Raw genomic sequence first — 4,305 nt, 5'->3', positions numbered from 1 at the left:
CGTGAGCACCAGCATCACCAGGTTGCTCACCACTCCGGACAACGTGTCGCTGAACGCGCGCTGCGCGCCGATGACGTCGTTGTTCAGCCGGGAGACCAGCGCGCCGGTCCGGGTCCGGGTGAAGAACGCGATCGGCATCCGCTGGATGTGGTCGAACACCGCCGTCCGCAGGTCGAGGATCAGCCCTTCGCCGATCTGCGCCGACAGCCAGCGGGTCAGCATGCTCAGCCCCGCCTCGGCGACCGCGATCGCCGCGATCAGCAGCGAGAGCCACAGCACGACGCCGAAGGCCCGGTGGCCGACGATCGCGTCGACCACCCGGCCGGCCAGCACCGGGGTGGCGACGGCGAGCACGGCCGCGCCGATGCTCAGCACCAGGAACCAGACCACCTGCGTCCGGTGCGGGCGCGCGAACGCCAGGATCCGCCGCAGCGTGGCGCGGGAGAACGGTCTCTTGTCGTCCTGGGCGTGCATCGCGTGGTACAGCGAGTTCCACGCGGTCATTTCCATGCTCACGGCAGTACTCCGCAGGTCGGGTCGGCTGGGGACGTCGATGATTCCGTACTCCACCGACAAAAACCGACAGTAGGACCTCGACATTGCTTGAGGTCAAACATCGGAGGCAAAATGGAGTTGTGAGTGAGTACTCACTCAGTTACCTTGGATCCCGTGAGTCCACGAGCAACCCCTTTGCCCCCCGAGGAGCGGCGTGCCGCCATCATCGAGGCGGCGCTGCCGTTGCTCGAGGAGTTCGGTCCGGAGGTCAGCACCAAGCAGATCGCCGAGGCGGCCGGGGTCGCCGAAGGCACGATCTTCCGCGCCTTCGGCAGCAAGGACGCGCTGATCGAGGCGGCGATGGCGACGGTCTTCGACACCTCCGACCTGGTCAAGGCGCTGAGCGCCGTCGACCGGTCGCTGCCGCTGCGGGAGCGCACGGTGGCCGCGGTCGAGATCGGCCAGCGCCGGCTGCGCGGCGTGTTCAAGCTGCTGTTCGCGCTCCGGATCCAGCGGCCGCCGGAGCTCCGCAAGGAGACCGCGATGGACAAGGCGCGCCACCAGCGGAACAACGATCTGGCCAACGAGGCGTTCGTCGAGCTGCTCACGCCCGACGCGGACCAGCTCCGGCTCCCGCCCGGCGAGGTAGTCCGGCGGCTCAACCTGCTGACCTTCTCCGCCACCCACCCACTGATTTCCGGCGGCCACGTGCTGACCGCCGAGGAGATCGTCGACTTCGCCTTCGACGGTCTCCGCAGGCACCACACCGGTCAGCCACCGGCCACCGAGGACGTCGTCGAGTTCGCACTCGGCGGCGCCCGCCGTCACGACTCTGGGGATGATTGATGTTACTTCGCGTCTTGCGTACGCACCTGCGTCCGTACGCAGGAAACCTGCTCCTGGTGGTGGTCCTGCAGCTTGTCGGGACGATCGCCTCCCTCTACCTGCCGACCCTGAACGCCGACATCATCGACAACGGTGTGGCCAAGGGGGACACCGGCTACATCATGGGCACCGGCGGCTGGATGCTCGGCGTCAGCCTGCTGCAGATCGCCTGCACGATCACCGCGGTGTACTTCGGCGCCAAAACCGCCGCGCTGTTCGGCCGGGACGTGCGCGCGGCCGTGTTCCACCGGGTCGGGGAGTTCTCCGCCCGTGAGGTCAACCAGTTCGGCGCGCCGACCCTGATCTCCCGCAGTACCAACGACGTCCAGCAGATCCAGATGCTCGTGGTGATGACCACGACGATGCTGGTCGCGGCGCCGATCACGATGGTCGGCGGCATCATCATGGCGATCCGGCAGGACGTCGGCCTGTCCTGGCTGGTCGTGGTCGCCGTGCCGCTGCTGGCCGGCTGCGTCGGCTTCATCGCCAGCCGGATGGTCCCGCAGTTCCGGAAGATGCAGAAGAACATCGACGGGGTGAACCGGGTGCTGCGCGAGCAGATCACCGGCATCCGGGTGGTCCGGGCGTTCGTCCGCGAGCCGCACGAGGTCGAGCGGTTCGGCGAGGCGAACAACAACCTCACCGACACCGCGATCCGGGCCGGCCGGCTGATGGCGCTCGTCTTCCCGACCGTGATGCTGATCCTGAACGTGTCCAGCGTGGCGGTGCTGTGGTTCGGCGCCTCCCGGATCGAGAACGGCACGATGCAGGTCGGCGCGCTGACCGCGTTCCTGGCCTACCTGATCCAGATCCTGTTCTCGGTGATGATGGGCGTGTTCGTGATGATCATGGTGCCGCGGGCCTCGGTCTGCGCGGACCGGATCTCCGAGGTGCTGGACACCGAGTCGTCGGTGCGGCCGCCGGTCACGCCGATCAAGAGCTTCACCGGCCGCGGCCAGCTGGTGTTCGAGCGGGCCTCGTTCAAGTACCCGGGGGCCGCCGAGCCGGTGCTGCGCGACATCAGCTTCGTCGCGTCGCCGGGCCAGACGACCGCGATCATCGGCAGTACCGGTGCCGGCAAGACCACGCTGCTCTCGCTGGTGCCGCGGCTGTTCGACGCGACCGAGGGACGAGTGCTCGTCGACGGCATCGACGTACGCGACATCGATCCCGAGGCGCTCTGGGAGCGGATCGGGCTGGTGCCGCAACGTCCGTACCTGTTCTCCGGGACGGTCGCGAGCAACCTGCGGTACGGCAACCCGGACGCGACCGACGAGGAGCTCTGGGAGGCGCTGACGATTGCTCAGGGCAAGGACTTCGTCGAGGCGATGCCGGAGGGCCTGGAGGCGCCGATCGCGCAGGGCGGTACGAACGTGTCCGGCGGTCAGCGGCAGCGGCTCGCGATCGCGCGGGCACTGGTCCGGAAGCCGGAGATCTTCCTGTTCGACGACTCGTTCTCGGCGCTCGACCTCTCCACCGACGCCCGCCTCCGGGCGGCGCTCCGGCCGGTCACCCGGGAGGCCTGCATGGTGATCGTCGCGCAGCGCGTGTCGACGATCATCGACGCCGACCAGATCGTGGTGATCGAGGACGGCGCGATCGTCGGCAAGGGCACCCATGAGGAGTTGCTCGACAGTTGCCCGACGTACCTCGAGATCGTCGAGTCCCAGCGTTCCGCGGAGGAGGCGGCATGAGCGACCAGAACCAGCCGTCCCCGAACGGCCAAACCCCGAACGGACAGTCCCCGAACGGTCAGTCTCCGAACGATCAGGCGGCTGCCAAGACCGTGAAGGCAACCGAGCGGCCGACCACCGGCCGCGCGTTCGGCCCTCCGGGAGGTATTCCCGGGGACAAGTCGATGAACTTCGGTCCGTCGGCCAAGCGACTGCTCGGCCGGCTCCGCCCGCACCGGCTGCAGGTGAGCGGCGTCGTACTGCTCGCGATCTGCAGCGTCGGCCTGTCGGTGCTCGGCCCGAAGATCCTCGGCCGCGCCACCGACATCATCTTCGCCGGCGCGATCGGTAAGAAGCTGCCGCACGGTGTCAGCAAGGCGGAGGTGATCGCGCAGACCCGGGCTTCCGGCAACGGCCGGCTGGCGGACCTGCTGCAGGGGATCGACCTGATCCCGGGCGTCGGCATCGACTTCAATGCCCTGCGCAACGTTCTGCTGCTGGTCCTGGGGCTGTACGTCGGCGCGTTCTTCCTGTCCTGGGCACAGGGCTACATCCTGAACGGTGTGGTCCAGCGGACCATCCTCAGCCTGCGCTCCGACGTCGAGGACAAGCTGAACAGGCTCCCGCTGAGCTACTTCGACGGCGCGCCGCGCGGCGAGCTGCTCAGCCGGGTGACGAACGACATCGACAACATCTCGACCAGCCTGCAGCAGACGCTGAGCCAGCTGCTCACCTCACTGCTGACGGTGATCGGCGTACTGACGATGATGTTCGTGGTCTCGCCGGTGCTGGCGCTGATCGCGCTGGTCTCGATCCCGATCTCGATGGTGCTGACCGCAGTGATCGCGAAGCGGTCGCAGGTCCGGTTCGTCGCGCAGTGGCGGCACACCGGCGCGCTGAACGGCCAGATCGAGGAGGCGTTCACCGGGCACGAGCTGGTGAAGGTGTTCGGGCGGCAGAAGGAGATCGAGGAGAACTTCGAGAAGAAGAACAACGAGCTGTACCAGGCGGCCTTCGGAGCGCAGTTCATCTCCGGCGTGATCATGCCGGTGATGATGTTCGTCGGGAACCTGAACTACGTGGTGATCGCGGTGGTCGGCGGTCTGCGGGTGGCGTCCGGCACGATGTCGCTGGGCGACGTGCAGGCCTTCATCCAGTACTCCCGGCAGTTCACCCAGCCGCTGACCCAGGTGGCCTCGATGGCGAACCTGCTGCAGTCCGGGGTGGCCTCGGCCGAGCGCGTCTTCGAGGT

The 4,305-nt window shown here is 67.8% G+C and carries 4 protein-coding genes; 3 read left to right on the top strand and 1 reads right to left on the bottom strand.

Annotated elements, in window-relative coordinates; all coding sequences use genetic code 11:
- Window positions 1-510, bottom strand: a 510-nt coding sequence (locus VFF46_RS05035) for an ABC transporter transmembrane domain-containing protein (protein WP_325035835.1), incomplete at its 3' end; no start/stop codon positions are given.
- Window positions 511-669: 159 nt separating this feature from the next.
- On the opposite strand from VFF46_RS05035, the gene VFF46_RS05030 reads away from it, so the two are divergent.
- The 3 genes from VFF46_RS05030 to VFF46_RS05020 form a co-directional block, all read left to right on the top strand.
- A complete protein-coding gene (locus VFF46_RS05030) occupies window positions 670-1,341 on the top strand; it encodes a helix-turn-helix domain-containing protein (RefSeq protein WP_325035834.1) in 672 nt (223 codons plus the stop codon).
- Window positions 1,341-3,074, top strand: a complete 1,734-nt coding sequence (locus tag VFF46_RS05025) for an ABC transporter ATP-binding protein (protein ID WP_325035833.1) — start codon at window positions 1,341-1,343, stop codon at window positions 3,072-3,074. Before VFF46_RS05030 ends, VFF46_RS05025 begins: the two co-directional genes overlap by 1 nt.
- Window positions 3,071-4,305 (top strand): ABC transporter ATP-binding protein (locus tag VFF46_RS05020; protein WP_325035832.1); only part of this gene is annotated, 1,235 nt, incomplete at its 3' end. The genes VFF46_RS05025 and VFF46_RS05020, both read left to right, overlap by 4 nt.

The organism is Kribbella sp. (assembly GCF_035655035.1).
In the GTDB taxonomy this organism is placed as follows: domain Bacteria; phylum Actinomycetota; class Actinomycetes; order Propionibacteriales; family Kribbellaceae; genus Kribbella.
Note: the sequence above shows the minus strand (reverse complement) of the source record. Positions and strands in the feature narration are given on the sequence as shown.

Bases quoted from the DNA above. Each gene is read 5' to 3' on its own strand.
- VFF46_RS05025 (WP_325035833.1), top strand. From the start codon at position 1,341: ATGTTACTTCGCGTCTTGCGTACGCACCTGCGTCCGTACGCAGGAAAC.